The 15512-nt window shown below is 68.7% G+C and carries 17 protein-coding genes; 12 read left to right on the forward strand and 5 right to left on the reverse strand.

The window, feature by feature from the left end; translation table 11 throughout:
• Positions 1-8 precede the first annotated feature (8 nt).
• Complete coding sequence (locus ACX80P_RS08220) at positions 9-686, forward strand: M23 family metallopeptidase (protein WP_459277605.1); 678 nt, start codon at positions 9-11, stop codon at positions 684-686.
• 25 nt (positions 687-711) lie between these two features.
• Here ACX80P_RS08220 and glmM read toward each other — a convergent pair whose 3' ends face one another.
• The 3 genes from glmM to rplM form a co-directional block, all read right to left on the reverse strand.
• Positions 712-2067, reverse strand: coding sequence for a phosphoglucosamine mutase (gene glmM, locus ACX80P_RS08225; RefSeq protein ID WP_459277606.1), 1356 nt, complete (start codon positions 2065-2067; stop codon positions 712-714).
• 112 nt (positions 2068-2179) lie between these two features.
• Positions 2180-2677: a 30S ribosomal protein S9 gene (gene rpsI / locus ACX80P_RS08230; protein WP_043440692.1), complete on the reverse strand. Its 498-nt coding sequence runs from the start codon at positions 2675-2677 to the stop codon at positions 2180-2182.
• 40 nt (positions 2678-2717) lie between these two features.
• Positions 2718-3161: a 50S ribosomal protein L13 gene (gene rplM / locus ACX80P_RS08235; protein WP_043440690.1), complete on the reverse strand. Its 444-nt coding sequence runs from the start codon at positions 3159-3161 to the stop codon at positions 2718-2720.
• A 528-nt stretch (positions 3162-3689) separates the two neighbouring features.
• Here rplM and ACX80P_RS08240 point away from each other — a divergent pair.
• The 9 genes from ACX80P_RS08240 to ACX80P_RS08280 all read left to right on the forward strand — a co-directional run bounded on the left by ACX80P_RS08240 (position 3690) and on the right by ACX80P_RS08280 (position 11150).
• Complete coding sequence (locus ACX80P_RS08240; RefSeq protein WP_459277607.1) at positions 3690-3926, forward strand: Flp family type IVb pilin; 237 nt, start codon at positions 3690-3692, stop codon at positions 3924-3926.
• 76 nt (positions 3927-4002) lie between these two features.
• A complete protein-coding gene (locus ACX80P_RS08245) occupies positions 4003-4395 on the forward strand; it encodes a TadE/TadG family type IV pilus assembly protein (protein WP_459277608.1) in 393 nt (130 codons plus the stop codon).
• Positions 4392-5426 (forward strand): pilus assembly protein TadG-related protein, encoded by a 1035-nt coding sequence (locus ACX80P_RS08250; RefSeq protein ID WP_459277609.1) that lies wholly within the window; start codon positions 4392-4394, stop codon positions 5424-5426. The genes ACX80P_RS08245 and ACX80P_RS08250 overlap by 4 nt, the downstream gene beginning before the upstream one ends.
• 23 nt (positions 5427-5449) lie before the next feature.
• Positions 5450-6214, forward strand: a complete 765-nt coding sequence (cpaB, locus tag ACX80P_RS08255; RefSeq protein WP_459277610.1) for a Flp pilus assembly protein CpaB — start codon at positions 5450-5452, stop codon at positions 6212-6214.
• Positions 6211-7407 carry a CpaE/TadZ family protein gene (locus ACX80P_RS08260; RefSeq protein ID WP_459277611.1) on the forward strand — a complete coding sequence of 399 codons (1197 nt, stop codon included), beginning with the start codon at positions 6211-6213 and terminating at the stop codon, positions 7405-7407. The genes cpaB and ACX80P_RS08260 overlap by 4 nt, the downstream gene beginning before the upstream one ends.
• Positions 7404-8840 (forward strand): TadA family conjugal transfer-associated ATPase, encoded by a 1437-nt coding sequence (locus tag ACX80P_RS08265; RefSeq protein ID WP_459277612.1) that lies wholly within the window; start codon positions 7404-7406, stop codon positions 8838-8840. The genes ACX80P_RS08260 and ACX80P_RS08265 overlap by 4 nt, the downstream gene beginning before the upstream one ends.
• A gap of 4 nt (positions 8841-8844) precedes the next feature.
• Complete coding sequence (locus ACX80P_RS08270) at positions 8845-9780, forward strand: type II secretion system F family protein (RefSeq protein ID WP_459277613.1); 936 nt, start codon at positions 8845-8847, stop codon at positions 9778-9780.
• Positions 9781-9790: 10 nt separating this feature from the next.
• Positions 9791-10672: a type II secretion system F family protein gene (locus tag ACX80P_RS08275; protein WP_459277614.1), complete on the forward strand. Its 882-nt coding sequence runs from the start codon at positions 9791-9793 to the stop codon at positions 10670-10672.
• Between the two features lie 103 nt (positions 10673-10775).
• Positions 10776-11150: an Hpt domain-containing protein gene (locus ACX80P_RS08280; protein ID WP_459277615.1), complete on the forward strand. Its 375-nt coding sequence runs from the start codon at positions 10776-10778 to the stop codon at positions 11148-11150.
• 47 nt (positions 11151-11197) lie between these two features.
• On the opposite strand, the gene ACX80P_RS08285 is transcribed toward ACX80P_RS08280, so the two are convergent.
• Positions 11198-11974: a response regulator transcription factor gene (locus ACX80P_RS08285; RefSeq protein ID WP_459277616.1), complete on the reverse strand. Its 777-nt coding sequence runs from the start codon at positions 11972-11974 to the stop codon at positions 11198-11200.
• A gap of 196 nt (positions 11975-12170) precedes the next feature.
• Here ACX80P_RS08285 and ACX80P_RS08290 point away from each other — a divergent pair, with 196 nt between their 5' ends.
• Together ACX80P_RS08290 and ACX80P_RS08295 are read left to right on the forward strand one after the other, a co-directional pair.
• On the forward strand, positions 12171-13859 hold the full coding sequence (locus tag ACX80P_RS08290; RefSeq protein ID WP_459277617.1) for a sensor histidine kinase: 1689 nt from the start codon (positions 12171-12173) through the stop codon (positions 13857-13859).
• A complete protein-coding gene (locus ACX80P_RS08295; protein WP_459277618.1) occupies positions 13860-14483 on the forward strand; it encodes a prepilin peptidase in 624 nt (207 codons plus the stop codon).
• Between the two features lie 47 nt (positions 14484-14530).
• Here ACX80P_RS08295 and ACX80P_RS08300 read toward each other — a convergent pair whose 3' ends face one another.
• Positions 14531-15508, reverse strand: coding sequence for a tRNA pseudouridine synthase A (locus tag ACX80P_RS08300; RefSeq protein WP_459277619.1), 978 nt, complete (start codon positions 15506-15508; stop codon positions 14531-14533).
• Positions 15509-15512 lie beyond the last annotated feature (4 nt).

A 15512-nucleotide genomic window follows, 5' to 3' on the forward strand; every position in this document is an offset into this window, starting at 1 on the left:
TGGGGCGCATGGGAGATCCCGCGTCGGACGGCGGCCCGGTGCTGCTGCGCTACCCGCTCCAGGGGCGATTCCGTGCGCGGAACAGTCCTGCGCGTCGGGTGCCGAGCCACGGCACCGATCTGATGGGGACCACCTACGCGATCGACCTCGTGCCCGTGGATGCCGGCGGCCGTCCGGCCCCGCGGACCTGGCGGAGCCTGGTGGCCACGGAGCCTGCGGAGGACTTCATCGGATTCGGCGTGCCGGTGCTCGCCCCGGTGGGCGGCGTCGTCGTCAGCGCGCACGACGGCGAGGAGGACCACGCGGCGCGACGCTCCCAGCTGGCGCTGCTGCCGTATGCGGCCGGTCAGGCGCAGCGCCTCCGGCGTGGGGCGGGCGCCATCGCCGGTAACCACGTGGTCATCGCGCTGCGCACGGACGGGCCCTTCGTGCTGGTCGCGCACCTTCGCCGCACGTCGCTTCGCGTCGGCGTCGGGGACCGCGTGCAAGCCGGTGAGGTGATCGGCGAGTGCGGGAACTCGGGGAACAGCACCCAGCCGCACGTCCACGTCCAGGTCACGGACAGCATCGACTGGCCGACCGCCCGGGGCCTGCCGATGGCCTTCAGCACCTCCGAGGGAGTGGAGCTCCCGGCGGAAGCGCAGATCGTCGTCGTGCCGTGGACGGCACACGGAGCCGCAGGGTAGTGCCCGGCGGGCAGGTCACATTGGGTCAGGCGACCGGGGCCAGGGACAGCCTCTGCTGCACGGTCGCGGCGAGGCCCTCGGCGATGCGCTGCGCGGTGGCCTGATCTGCGGCCTCGACCATGACGCGCACCACGGGCTCCGTGCCCGAGGGGCGCAGCAGCACCCGTCCGGTCTCGCCGAGCACGGCCGTGGCCTCGCGGACGGCGTCCTGCACACCCTCGTCGGTGTTCGCTGCGCCGCGGTCCACGCCCTTGACGTTGATGAGCACCTGAGGGAGCTTCGTCATGACGGCGGCGAGTTCCTTCAGGGTCTTGCCGGTGCCGGCGATACGGGACGCCAGCTGCAGTCCGGTGAGGACGCCGTCGCCCGTGGTGGCGTGGTCGGCGAAGATCACGTGGCCGGACTGCTCGCCGCCGAGGCTGTAGCCGCCGTCGCGCATGCCCTCGAGCACGTAGCGGTCGCCCACACCGGTCTCCCTAATGGTGATGCCCGCTTCGCGTAGCGCGATCTTGAGCCCCAGGTTGCTCATCACGGTTGCCACGAGGGTGTCGTCCTTGAGCTTCCCGACGTCCTTCATGGCCAGCGCCATCACCGCCATGATCTGGTCGCCGTCCACGATCGTCCCCTCGTGGTCGACGGCGAGGCACCGGTCGGCGTCGCCGTCGTGGGCGATGCCGAGGTCCGCACCGTGCTCGAGGACGGCCGCCTGCAGCTTCTCGAGGTGCGTGGACCCGTAGCCGTCGTTGATGTTGATGCCGTCGGGGTCCGCGCCGATGACGACGATGTCCGCGCCGGCATCCCTGAAGACCTCGGGCGAGCAACCGCTTGCCGCGCCGTGGGCGCAGTCGAGGACCACCTTGAGTCCGTCGAGGCGGTGCGGGAGGGTCTGGAGGAGGTGGACCACGTAACGGTCCTCGGCGTCGGCGAAGCGTTGGATGCGTCCCACGTCGCCCGCCACGGGGCGCAGTCGGGGCCGCGCCATCTCGTCCTCGATGGCGTCCTCGAGGGCGTCGCTGAGCTTGTTGCCGCCCCGCGCGAGGAACTTGATGCCGTTGTCGGGGGCGGCGTTGTGGGAGGCGGAAATCATGACGCCGAAGTCGGCGCCGAGGTCGGCCACGAGGAACGCCGCTGCCGGCGTGGGCAGGACCCCGGCGTCGTACACGTCGACGCCGGAACTGGCGAGCCCGGCCTCGACGGCGGCCGCGATGAACTCGCCGCTGATGCGGGGGTCACGGGCGATGACGGCGGTGGGGCGGCGTCCGTCCGCGGCGTTGTGGCCGAGGACGACAGCGGCCGCCTGGGCCAACTGGAGGGACAGTTCCGCCGTGATCAGGCCATTGGCCAGACCCCGCACGCCGTCGGTTCCGAATAACTTGCTCATCGTGATCATCCTAAGTGCAGAACATGGGACCGCTCGGGCCGGCTTTGAACAGGTTAAAGCACGATGCCCGCCCGGGGAGCCCGGACGGGCATCTGCGCGTGTCCTCGAAGGATCAGCGCTTGGAGTACTGCGGTGCCTTGCGTGCCTTCTTGAGACCGGCCTTCTTGCGCTCGATGACGCGGGCGTCACGGGTCAGGAAGCCTGCCTTCTTGAGGGCGGGGCGGTTGTTCTCGCGGTCGATCTCGTTCAGCGTGCGCGCGACGCCGAGGCGGAGTGCACCGGCCTGGCCGGAAGGTCCACCGCCGTGGATGCGGGCGATGACGTCGTAGGCGCCGTCGAGCTCGAGGAGCTTGAACGGGTCGTTGACTTCCTGCTGGTGCAGCTTGTTCGGGAAGTAGTCGGCGAGCTCGCGCCCGTTGACGATCCACTTGCCGGTGCCGGGGACGAGGCGCACGCGGGCGACGGCTTCCTTGCGGCGTCCGACGGCTCCGCCGCCGACGGTCAGCGCGGGACGCTCCTTGACGGCGGTCTCGCCGCCTTCGGTGGACTCCGAGGTGTAGCTCGTGAGCTCCTCAGTGGGTTCATTCAGCTCTTCAGTGTTCTCAGCCACGGTTCTCCTTGAAGTGATTTTTTAGTACTGGTGGCCAGGACTACTGGGCGACCTGAGTGATTTCGTATGTCTTGGGCTGCTGCGCGGCGTGGGGGTGCTCGGCGCCGCGGTAGACCTTCAGCTTGCCGATCTGCTGTGCAGCCAGCGAGTTCTTGGGGAGCATGCCACGGATGGCCTTCTCGACTGCGCGCTCCGGGTTCTTGTCCAGGAGTTCCACGTAGGTGGTCGACTTCAGGCCGCCCGGGTAACCCGAGTGGCGGTAGGCGCGCTTCTGCTCGAGCTTGGAGCCGGTGAGGGCTACCTTTTCAGCGTTGATGATGATGACGAAATCGCCCATGTCCATGTGGGGAGCGAAGGTCGGCTTGTGCTTTCCGCGGAGCAGGATTGCGGTCTGGCTGGCAAGACGGCCGAGGACGACGTCGGTTGCATCGATTACGTGCCACTGGCGGTTGATGTCGCCTGGCTTCGGGGTGTACGTACGCACGGTTATGGCCTTCGTTTCTATTTCGGTGTCGCCCGTGATCACGGAATCCTCCGTACCCGCGGGCTCAGCTTATTCATGCGTTACCGGAACTTCAGGTGAGGGCTGAAATACGACCAGTCATCCCGTGAATCTCGGCTCCGCCCCCGGGCCAGGTGGTTCTGCAACTGAACCGCTCCGAAGGGCGCAGACGTATCGAGAAGGGACACGCACAACGACTCCCAAGGATAGCCTGCCGTACTGGGGCGGGTCAAAAGCGGCCGGCGACGACGTCGGAGCGGTCCTGGCCGGCAGCTCGCACGGTCCCTCGTCGGCCAAGGCGCCGGCCTGATCGCGGCCTCCGGCGCTTCGCCCTGTCCGAGGCAGCGCGAGCGCAGGTTCTGCGCAGGGCGCCTGCAGAGTCGGTGCAGGTTTGTGAATGTTCGGTCAGGATCAGGGCAAACCCGGTTTCCTGCGTGTTCGCATTGCTAGCTTTCTGGCAGCGCTGGCGCTGGGTCAGCCACCTCGAACCGTCCCTTCAGGAGTCCCTCCATGTTCCTCGTATCCGACACCCGTATGCACCTCCTCCCCCGCCTGGTCCGCAAGGAAGACGGCGCCACCGCCGTCGAGTACGGCATCATGGTCGCCCTCATCGCCGTCGTCATCATCGCGGCAGTCACGCTGCTCGGCGGCGGACTGAAGGAAACCTTCTCAAAGGCTCAGTGCAGCGTCAACGGAAAGACCTATACGGCAGCGGTTGCTCCGGCGACAACCGGCACCTGCGCCTAGATCGAGTTCCCGTGATGGTGGCGTCCGCCTTTGACTGCCACCATCACGTCCGTCACAAACCATGGCCAGGAGCAACGTGAGCACGAAAGCTGAAAGAGGAGCGGCGGCTGTAGAAATGGCACTACTTCTGCCGGTCCTCATCTTTCTGCTCCTGGGCATCATGGAGTTCGGGCGAGCCTTCAATGTGCAGGCCACGCTAACCAATGCGGCCCGTGAGGGCGTCCGAGTCATGGCGATCTCAAAGAATGAACCGCTGGCAAAGAACTCGGCCGTCGGGGCCGCCGGAACGCTGAATCCGCCCTTGGCAACCCCTAACGTCACGATCTCGGTCCCCGGAGCGACCTCCGGGGACCGGTGCCCAGTAGGAGGCACCGCTACCGTGACGATCTCCTACTCCCTGAGCACCATGACGAACATCGCTGGCCCCTTCTCGATGACCGGCAAGGCGGTCATGCTGTGCGGGGGGTGACACGTCGCGAAAGTATCAATGTTTCAGGCCGTGAACAGGGCGCCGTCAGCATTTTGGTCGCTCTCCTCATGGTCGTCCTTCTCGGCTTCGCGGCGCTCGCAATCGACGTAGGCATGATGGTCTCTGAGCGTGCACAACTGCAGAACGGCGCCGACGCCGCCGCCTACGCCGTCGCCCAGAAATGCGCCGCTGATCCGGCCGACACGACTTGCTCAACCACCTCGACCCTCGCGTCGAGTCTTGCCAACCAGAACGCGCTCGACGCACGTACGAACATCAAGCAGATCAACCTGGATATTCCCGGTCGCAAGGTGACGGTGACCGCGGGCGCTCAGGAAGCAGGTGGAACTCCGAATCGGATGTCACTCGTCTTCGCCAACGTATTGGGGATCAGCTCCAGCGAGGTCACTGCGACGTCCAGTGCAGTCTGGGGCAGTCCGACGAAGGGCACCGCACCCTTCCCGCTGACGTTCTCCATCTGCCAGGTGCAGGGCCAGGTCGGAGGCTCGCTGCAGCTGCTCCAGTCCCACGGTGACAACGCGAACCCGGACTGTAATTACGGTCCGTCCGGAGCCGCTGTACCTGGTGGCTTCGGCTGGCTGCCACAATCACCCGGCCAGTGTGGCGCTTTCATCGACATCACAGTGCAGATCGCCGGCAGCGATACCGGTAACGATGGTCCCAGCAACTGCAACACCGTCCTCAACAGCTGGGCAGCGGACCTCACTGCGGGCGAGACCGTCACGCTCCTCCTTCCGGTCTTCGACCGGGTGACAGGCACCGGCAGCGGTGCGCAATACCACCTGGTCTACTTCGCCGCCTATGACGTGAAGGGCTGGGCCTTCTCGGGCAACAACTCGCTCCCCATGACCTTCCGGAGCAGCGTCACCGACGGCGGCGTGACCCAGACCTGCAATGGGAGCTGCCGCGGAATCATCGGCAAGTTCGTCAAGTACGTCTCTCTAGCCGACGGATACACGCTGGGACCCGTCACCAATGGCGGAGTCACCATCGTCCGGCCCGTCCTCTAAACGATTATCAGGGAAGCAACTCTATGAAATCCCGTCTCCTGGCCGGCGTCGCCGCCGTCGTCCTCGCGCTCGTCGGAGCCCTGATGCTGTTCGGCTATGCGCAGGGCGCCGAAGCACGTGCAGTGCAGGGCCTCGACCCGGTGGATGTCCTGGTGGTGGCCACCGCGGTGCCTGCAGGGACGCCCTCCGAGGAGCTTCAGCCGTTCCTCACCACCAAGGCCCTGCCGGCCACCGCGGTCGGTGCGTCCGCGCTCAAGGATCTGGAAGCCTCGGGGGGCAAAGTCACGGCCGTGGACCTGATGCCCGGCGAGCAACTGCTCGCCGAGCGCCTCGTCGACCCCGACGACGCCGCAACTGCCGGCAGTGTCGACGTCCCTGAAGGCCTGCAGGAAGTCTCCTTCACGATCGAACCCGACCGCGCCGTCGGCGGGAAGATCGCCCCCGGTGACACCGTGGGTGTCTTCATCTCCCTGGAATCGGGAGGTCTCGAGGAGGCGCCGGACGTCCCTACGACGAAACTCGCCCTCCACAAGATCCTCGTCACCTCCGTGCAGCGCGCCCCCACCGCCGTCGCCGCCGACCCCGCCGCCGACCCCGAGGCGCAGGCACGCGCCGAAGCCGAGGCGCTGCCCAGCGGGTCCCTCATGCTCACCATCGCCGTCGACACCGCCCAGGCGACGCGAATCGTGCACGCGAACCAGAACGCCAGCCTGTGGCTGAGCAAGGAAACGGCCGAGACGGTCGAGGGAGACTCCCCCATCGTCCAGAACAAGGAACTGTACCGATGAGCAGATTCGTCCTGATCACCCCCAGCTCGGACTTCGAGCAGAAGGTCCGCCACGCCGTCGCAGGTGGGCTGCAGGGCCACGTGAAAAGCCTGCCCGCAAGCGTCCTCAGCGGAGATCCGACGCCCGTCCTCGACCAGCTGGGGCTGGAGCGGCCCGAGGTGCTGGTCTTCGGGCCGGGCATCGCCATCGAGGAAGCGCTGCGCCTCGCCCTCGTCGTGGACGTGACCTTCCCGGAGATCAGCGTCGTGCTCGTGCATGACGACCACCCGGACATCGCCCTGCAGGCGATGCGCGCCGGCGTCCGCGACATCCTCTCCCCACTGGCGGACATCGCGAGTATCCGCGCCCAGCTCGAACGCGCCTGCCAGGCTTTCGCGACGCGCCAGCGCACCGGCGCACAGCAACCCCGCGAGCAGCAGAGCGGCCTCGTCATCGGGGTCTTCTCCCCGAAGGGTGGCGTCGGCAAGACGACGGTCTCCACCAACCTGGCCGTCGGCCTCGGGAAGCTCGCCCCGATGAGCGTGGTGATCGTGGATCTCGACCTCCAGTTCGGCGACGTCGGCACGGGCCTCTACCTGAACCCCGAGTACTCCGTGCTCGACGCCGTCACGGGTGCTGCCACCCAGGACTCGATGGTCCTCAAGGCCTTCCTCACCCCGCACCCCTCAGGGATCTACGCCCTCTGCGGCCCCAAGAACCCCGCCGACGCCGACCGCGTCTCCTCGGCCCAGGTGACCCGCCTGATCCAGCAGCTCGCGATGGAGTTCCGCTACGTCGTCGTCGACACCGGCCCCGGGCTCACCGAGCCGAGCCTCGCCGCGCTGGAGCAGTGCACCGACGCCGTCTGGGTGACCGGCATGGACGTGCCGAGCGTCCGCGGCCTGCGCACGGGACTAGATGTACTGCAGAAGCTCAATCTCCTGCCCGAGACCCGCCACGTGGTCCTCAACTTCGCCGACACCAAGACGGGGCTCTCGGTGGAGGACATCGAGGCGACCCTGAACGCGCCCGTCGACGTGTCCATCCCCCGTTCACGGGCCATCACCCTCGCGACGAACCGCGGCGTCCCCCTCCTCCAGGACAAGGTCCGCGACCCCGCGACGAAGAGCCTCACCGAGCTCGTACAGCGGTTCGACCACGAATGGCGTGCGAGGTCGCAGAAGAAGCTGCACCGCCGTGTGGTGGTCCGATGAACCTCTCCGCGCGTATCCAGGCTGCGGGCCTCGCCCCTGCACCCGCAGTCGTCGAGTCCGACTCTCCCGCCGCGACGCCCGAGCCACGTCCGAAGACCCTCGCGCCCGCCGTCGTCCGCGACGCACCCGAGAAGCCTGGCAGCGCAAAGGTGGATGTCTTCGCGGGCCTCAAGCAGCGCGCCGCCGCCGCCCTCTTCGAGCGCATGGGCACCCGCGCGAGCGACACCTCCATCACCGAGGAGGACCTGAAGGTCGTCGCGCGGGAGGAGCTGAGCCAGATCATCGACGCCGAGCAGGTGCCGCTCAGCCCCGACGAACGGCGCCGCCTCATCCAGGACGTCGCCGACGACGTCCTCGGGTTCGGCCCGCTCCAGCGACTCCTCGACGACGCCTCGGTCACGGAGATCATGGTCAACCGGATGGACCAGATCTACGTCGAGCAGAAGGGCAAGCTGACGCTCAGCGACTCCCGGTTCAGCTCCGAGGAACACCTGCGCCGCGTCATCGAGCGCATCGTCTCCAAGGTGGGCCGCCGCATCGACGAGTCCTCACCCTTCGTCGACGCGCGGCTCGAGGACGGCTCACGCGTCAACGCCGTCATCCCCCCGCTCGCGGTCAACGGCTCGTCGCTGACCATCCGCAAGTTCAGCAAGGTTCCCCTGACGGTCCAGAACCTCATCGACTTCGGCACGCTCACCCCGGAGATGGCCGAACTGCTCGACGCCTGCGTGAAGGCGAAGCTCAACATCATCGTCTCGGGCGGCACGGGCACCGGGAAGACCACCCTGCTCAACGTGCTGTCATCCTTTCTGCCCGAAGACGACCGCATCGTCACCATCGAGGACGCCGTCGAACTCCAGATCCAGCAGCAGCACGTGGTGCGCCTCGAGAGCCGCCCGCCGAACACCGAGGGCAAGGGCGCCGTGTCCATCCGCGACCTCGTCCGCAACTCCCTCCGCATGCGGCCCGACCGCATCGTCATCGGCGAGGTGCGCGGCGGCGAGTCCCTCGACATGCTCCAGGCCATGAACACCGGCCACGACGGCTCGCTGTCCACGGTGCACGCCAACTCACCGAGGGACGCCGTGGCGCGCCTCGAGACCCTCGTGCTCATGGCGGGCATGGACCTGCCGCTCCGCGCCATCCGCGAACAGTTGGCGTCCGCCGTCAACCTCGTGGTGCAGATCTCGCGCCTCCGCGACGGCAGCCGGCGCATCACGCACGTCACCGAGGTGCAGGGCATGGAGGGCGACGTCGTCACGCTGCAGGACGCCTTCGTCTTCGACTACTCGGCCGGCGTGGACCAGAAGGGGCGCTTCCTCGGACGGCCCGTCCCCACGGGCATCCGTCCGCGCTTCATGGAGCGCTTCGAGGACATGGGGATCACGGTGTCACCCGCCGTCTTCGGGTCCGCGCCGCTGCGCGGACGGTAGCCGCATGACCCTCCTCCTCGTCGCCGGCGCCGCCCTGGTGATCGGCGCGATCGTCCTGGTGCTCGTGGCACTCCGGCCGGCGCAGTCGCCCGTGCCGCTGGACCGGCGCCGGCCACCTCTCCAGCAGCAGAACTCGCAGCTCTCACGGTTCGCCGGTGCTGCCGGCCGTGCCATGGACGCGTACCTGCGCCGGCACCCCATGCGTTTCCTGAACCAGAACGTCCTCGAGACGGCGGGCATTCGAATCAGCCAGGCCGAGGTCTACCTGCTCGTGGTCTTCGGCGGGATCGCAGGGCTCCTGCTGGGGTGGGCGCTGCTCGCGCCCATCGTCGGCGTCCTCCTGTTCCTGCTCTCCCCCGCCGTCGCGCACCTGGTGGTGTCCTTCCGGACGGGACGACGGCGTCGCCGCTTCGACTCACAGCTCGGCGACACGCTGCAACTGCTCACCGGAGGCCTGCGGGCGGGTCACAGTATCCTGCGGGCGATCGACGCCGCGGCCACGGAGGCGGACAGCCCGACGTCGGAGGAGATGCGCCGGATCGTCGCCGAGACAAGCCTCGGCAAGGATCTCCTCGCCGCGCTCATGGATACCTCGCACCGGATGCAGAACGAGGACTTCGCCTGGATCGCCCAGGCCATCCAGATCAACCGCGAGGTGGGTGGTGACCTCGCCGACGTGCTCGACCAGGTGGGCCACACCATCCGCGAGCGCACCGAGATCAAGGGACATATCCGGGCGCTCGCCGCGGAGGGCAAGTTCTCGGCCTACATCCTCGGGGCGCTTCCCTTCGGCATCGCGCTGATCCTCACCGTGGTCAGTCCCGGTTACGTCGACCCGCTGTTCACGAAGCCCATGGGCTGGGTCATGCTCGGGGTCGCCGCCGTCATGATGACCATCGGCGGGCTCTGGCTCCGCAAGATCATCGACCTGAAGTTCTGAGGACACCGTCATGGACCCGACCCTGCTCGCCTCGCTCCTGCTCACCTCGGCCCCCATTGGCTACTTCACCTGGTCCCTGCTCACCTCCGACGCCCGGATGCGCCGGACCGTGCAGCACAACCTCAACCAGGGGGTGGGGCTGGGCGTCGCCGCTGCAGAGCGCCCGAATCCCCTCCTCCGGCTGGGCCGGCGTCTCACCCCGCAGGCGTACGTCCTGAAACTCGACCGCCTGCTGGCCCTCGCGGGCCGTCCTGCATCGATGCCGCTGGCCAAGGTCCTCACCGCCAAGCCGCTGCTCGGTCTCGCCGGTGGCCTGGCCGGGATCCTGCTCGTGCAGTCGAACCCCAGCAAACTCTTCGTGCTGCTCTCGATCTTCGTGACGCTCCTCGGCTACTTCGTGCCGGACCTCCTCCTCTACAGCAAGGGGCAGGAACGCCAGAAGGCCATGGCCCTGGAACTGGCCAACACGCTGGACCAGATGCTGATCTCCGTGGAAGCGGGCCTGGGGTTCGAGAGTGCCATGCAGCGCGCCGGGGAGACCGGGAAGGGACCCCTGGCCGACGAGCTGGTGCGGACGCTGCAGGACATGCAGGTGGGACGCAGCCGGCGGGAGGCCTACCTCGCGATGGCGGACCGCAGCACCATCCCCGAACTGCGCAGCTTCGTGAAGGCCATCGTGCAGGCCGACGCCTACGGCATCGCCCTGTCCGGTGTGCTGCGGACCCAGGCGAAGGTCATGCGCGTGAAGCGGCGCCAACGTGCGGAGGAGAAGGCGATGAAGCTCCCGGTCGCGGTGCTCTTCCCCCTCCTGCTGTTCATCTTCCCGGTGCTGTTCATCGTCATCCTCGGTCCGGCCGCACTCAACGTCATGGATACGTTCGCCGGCCGATGAGCGATTCCTACTCGGAAAACACGTCCTGCCTCCACAAGCAACCGCGGGATTGCCGCGTGGCGATTCCCGGCTGACGGTCAGAGGGGCGTCGTACGCTGGAACGGTGCTTCCGACTACCGCCCCGCCCGCCCTGCCGCTCGTCGACCTTGCCGTCCTGTCCCAGCTCGAGGGCCAGTTCACCGACCCGCGGCCGGTACGGGCCTTCGCCCGCGACTACATCACGGGCTTCGGGGACCGCTACCTCCGGCTGACGCGCTCTGTCGGCGACCAGGACCTGCCCGCGGCCCTCGAGGCGGCGCTCAGCCTCCGCAACTCCTCCGTCATGGTGGGTGCCGAGCGGTTGTCGGCTCTCGCCGCGACCTTCGAGGCAGCCGTCACCTCGGCCGATCTCGATGCCGCACGTCGCGCGCTCCCCTGCATCGAGCGCTGCGGTCTGGATACGATCGACGAGCTCGAGGCCGGATACCTGGCCGTCTGAGCAGGCGGCCCGAGCCCCAGCCCGTCAGACAAGCCGTCAGGCAGCCGTCAGACGCGAGCCGGGGTCAGACGGTAGCCGACGCCGCGCACGGTCTGCAGCCAGCGGGGGTTCTTCGGATCCTCGTCGAGCTTCCGCCGGAGGTTGCCGATATGAACCTCGATCGCGCGCTCGTCCGAGTCGCTGATGTACGTGTCCTCGCCGTAGTAGTCGCCGCGGACGACCCGCACGAGGTCCGCCTTCGTCCTCACCGCGCCACTGCTCTTCAGCATCTCGTTGAGCAGGTCGAACTCGCTGCGTGTCAGCGGGAGGTCTCGTCCATCGACCACCACGGTGCGCGCGGAGGCGTTCAGGGCCAGTCCGTTGTGCTCGATCACCGATGACGGCTCGCTGACCGGGAGCGGCGCACCCTCCGACGGCGCCGGAGCAGTGACCTCGGCGGCGGGCTCCGGGACGGCGCGCGGACGCCGCAGCATCGCCGCGATCCGCGCCCGCAGTTCCCGGGGGCGGAACGGCTTCGTCAGGTAGTCGTCCGCGCCCGACTGCAGGGCGGTGAGCGTGTCCAGTTCGTCGCCGCGTGACGTCAGCATCACCACGTAGCAGTTGCTGAAGCCGCGGATGCGCCGCAGCACCTCGTACCCGTCGATGTCCGGCAGACCGACGTCCACCGTCACCACGGTGGCGTCGTGCGTACGCACCAGCTCGACGCCGGCTCTCCCGTTCGGTGCCACCTGGACGTCGAAGCCCGACTGCCGCAGCACCGCCCCGACCAGGTTCCGCACATCGGCATCGTCCTCGATGACGACTGCCACTCCCGGATCGCTCATTCGGTATCCGTCCCCATCCGACCTGCGGTGAGGTCCGTTCGACTCGTCATGGCATCCATTCTGCCCGGTTGCCCGCACGAATTATCCCGGATGGGCGTGCAAAACGCGGGGAGAGCGACATAATGAGGGCAGTACGTAGGTCTCAGCGTCGGAAAGTCATTCAGCATGTGGAGTTCTCCCGTCCCCTGGCTCGTGCATGGCTAGGAGTTCCAGCGCGTCATGGCTGCGCGCGACGACGTCCAGCCTGAGCATCGGCCGTGCGGGGATCCTCTGCCAGGTCCCCCTCACCCTCGTCGTCGTCGTCATGTCGGTCACGGCCCCGGTCCTGCGGCCGGGACTGATGTCCAACCGGACGTACGAGCAGGGCTTCTTCCTGATCCTGGTCCTGGCGGCCCTGTGTGTCGTCGTCCCGTGGGACGAACTGCCGCGCGGCGCCGTGCTCGTCGTCCCGGTCCTCGACTTCGTCGCGATCGCCCTGCTTCGGACCGGCGCGACGGACATCCAGCCGGCGCTCGGTGTCCTCGCGATCTTCCCCGTCCTCTGGCTCATGCGCTCCCCGCTGCCCACCTGGGCGGCCCTCGCATGCACCGCGGCCGGTTCCCTCCTCATCACCGTGTGGCCCCTCGTGGGCTCCTTCCAGCCGGACCGGCCGACCTCGTACGTGGGCGCCCTGCTGCTGCCCATCCTCATGCTCTGCATCGGCGTCACCATCCAGGTGATGAGCGCCGAAGCCGAGGCACGCCAGGCCGACATCGAGCGCAAGGACCGCGAGCTCAACCGCCTCCTGCAAGCCGCCATCGATCGCGAGCGGGTCCTGACCGCGATCCTGAACACCGTCGACGTCGGCCTCACCGCCGTCGACGCCCACGGCACCACCACGCTCACGAACCGGCAGCAGGAGCTGTTCAACCGGCTCTCGGCAGGCCCCGACGACGCAGGACACGACACCCTCGTGTTCGGACCGGACCGCGTCACGCCGCTGCCCCTGGACCGGCGCCCGGTGCACCGCGCCCTCAGGGGAGAGACATTCGCGGACCAGCTCGTCTGGGTGGGCGACGGGGACGCACAGCGCGCACTCTCGACAGCGGCCCGACCCATCAAGGATGCCGACGGCGGGATCGCCGGCGCCCTGATCGCCTGCAGCGACGTCACCGAACTGGTCGAGGCGGTGACCGCCAAGGACACGTTCATCTCGAACATCTCCCACGAGTTCCACGCCCCGCTGACCTCGGTGCTGGGCTACCTGGAACTCGTCCTGGAGGACGACCACCGACTGCCCGCCCACCTCGCCGGCTATGTCGACGTCGCGGGCCGGAACGCGGAGCGCGTGCTCCACCTCGTCGCGGACCTGCTGTCCACCGCGGGCGACCGCGTGAGGGTCCACCCGCGCCCCGTGGACCTCGCGGCCGTGATCGAGATGAGCGTGCGCACCAACCGGCTCCGAGCGCAGAAGAACGGGGTGAGGCTCCGGACGGACGCCCTCAGCCCGCTCTGGACGCTCATCGACCCGCTGCGGATCTCCCAGGTACTCGACAACCTGCTCTCCAACGCCATCAAGTACTCCCCCGACGGCGGCCTCGTGATCGTCCGCGCCGAGGAGACCGAATCCGAGATCCGCCTCCACGTGGACGACCGCGGCATGGGCATGACCGAGCAGGAGGCCCGCCAGGTCTTCTCCCGGTTCTACCGCACGCCCGCTGCGCGCCGGACGGACATCGACGGGGCGGGCCTGGGGCTGGCCATCACCAAGTCGATCGTCGAGAGCCACGGCGGCTCGATCCACTGCGTGAGCTCGCCCGGCAAGGGGAGCCGCTTCACCGTCACGCTGCCCGTCAACGGGGACGTCTCGCGTGCCCAGCAGGGCAGCCTGGAAGATTCCATCTAGGTGATCCCCGCACTGGTCACGGCCGTCCTCAGCGCCGCCCTCGCCTCCGCGCTGTTCTCCCTCGCCGGCCGGGACCCGCGCACGGTCCTCCCGGGGCGGGTTCGGCTCCCCCTCGCGCTGCTGGCGGGCGTGCTCGCCGGCGCGGGCGGACTGGCAGCGGCCGAGTGGTGGACGCTGCCGCTCGTGGGGTGCCTGGCAGCCTTCGGCGTGCTGCTTGCGGCCATCGACGCCCGGTCCAAGCTGCTCCCGAACGCCGTCCTCGTGCGCTTCCTGGCCGTGGCCGTCCCCCTGCTGCTGGTCGCGGCAGGGGCGAGCGGTGAGTGGAGCGGCCTGCTCGGCGCCGCCGCAGGAGCTGCTGCGCTGTTTGCCGTGTACCTCGTCCTCGCGCTCATCAACCCCGCAGGCATGGGGATGGGCGACGTGAAGCTCGCGGCCGTCCTCGGCCTCTTCGGCGGGTGGGCCGGCTACACGGCATGGCTCGGCACGCTCCTGGGAGGGTTCCTGCTCGGGGGCCTGGCCGGACTCGCGGTGCTGCTGTTCCGCCGCGGCTCGCGCGGCTCGACGTTCCCGTTCGGACCCGGCATGCTGGTCGCCGCGTTCGCGAGCTTCGTCCTCCTGGCCTAGCTGTACACCTGGCTGTGCACCTGGCCGGCCGACTCGTCGTTGTCCGGCTACGCGTCGGATTCGTCCGAGGAGTCCACAGCCGCCGCGGGCGCAGCGAGGTGTCCCGCGTGGCGCCGTGCACGGGTGAGCCCTGCCCGCGCCGCGAGGTCGTCCCCGCCGGGGTAGGCGATCTCCTCCAGCACGAGCGGGTGCGGCGCGGCCAGGATGGACCGGGCGTCCTTGAGGCGGGCGGCCAGCCGTTCGGCGAGCCATACCGGAGGCATCTCACCGGACCCGACGCGCAGGGTCGAGCCGATCAGGGCGCGCACCATGTTGTGGCAGAACGCGTCGGCCTGCACGGTCGCGGTGATGACGCCGTCGTGCCCGCGCCTGAACTCGTAGCGCTGCAGTTCCCGGATGGTCGTGGCACCCTCGCGTGGCTTGCAGAACGCGGCGAAGTCCTGCATCCCGCGAAGGTGCGTGGCACCCTCGTTGAGGAGCGCCACGTCGAGGGGCGCGGGGTGCCAGAGCGTGGTGTGGCGGCGGAGGGGGTCCTGGCCGGTCGCCGTGTCTGCGATGGCATAGCTGTAGCGGCGCCAGAGCGCCGAGAAGCGTGCGTCGAAGCCCTCGGGCGCCAGGGCGGTGGACCGGACGACGACGGCGGGCACCGAGTTCCTCACGGACCGGCCACGCCCGGTCACGCCGTCGGTGAGCACGCGGTTGATGGTACCGGTCAGCCGCCGCAGGAGGGCCCCGGCCGGATCCACGTTCCGTCCGCGACTCATCGACTCCCATTCGGCCCGGGTGAGATCCACATGGGCCACCTGCCCACGCGCATGGACCCCGGCGTCGGTCCGGCCACCCACGGTGAGGCGGGCCTGCCGGCGAAGGAGCGTGAAGAGGGCGTCCTCGAGCACTCCCTGAACAGTGATGAGCCCTGGCTGGAGGGCCCAGCCGGAGAACAGGGAGCCGTCGTAGGCGAGGTCGAGCCGGACACGCAAGAGCCCGCCGTCCCTCGCAGGGACGGCGGGCTCGAGCGGTGTCATGGCG

The sequence above is a fragment of the Arthrobacter arabinosi genome (assembly GCF_054511115.1).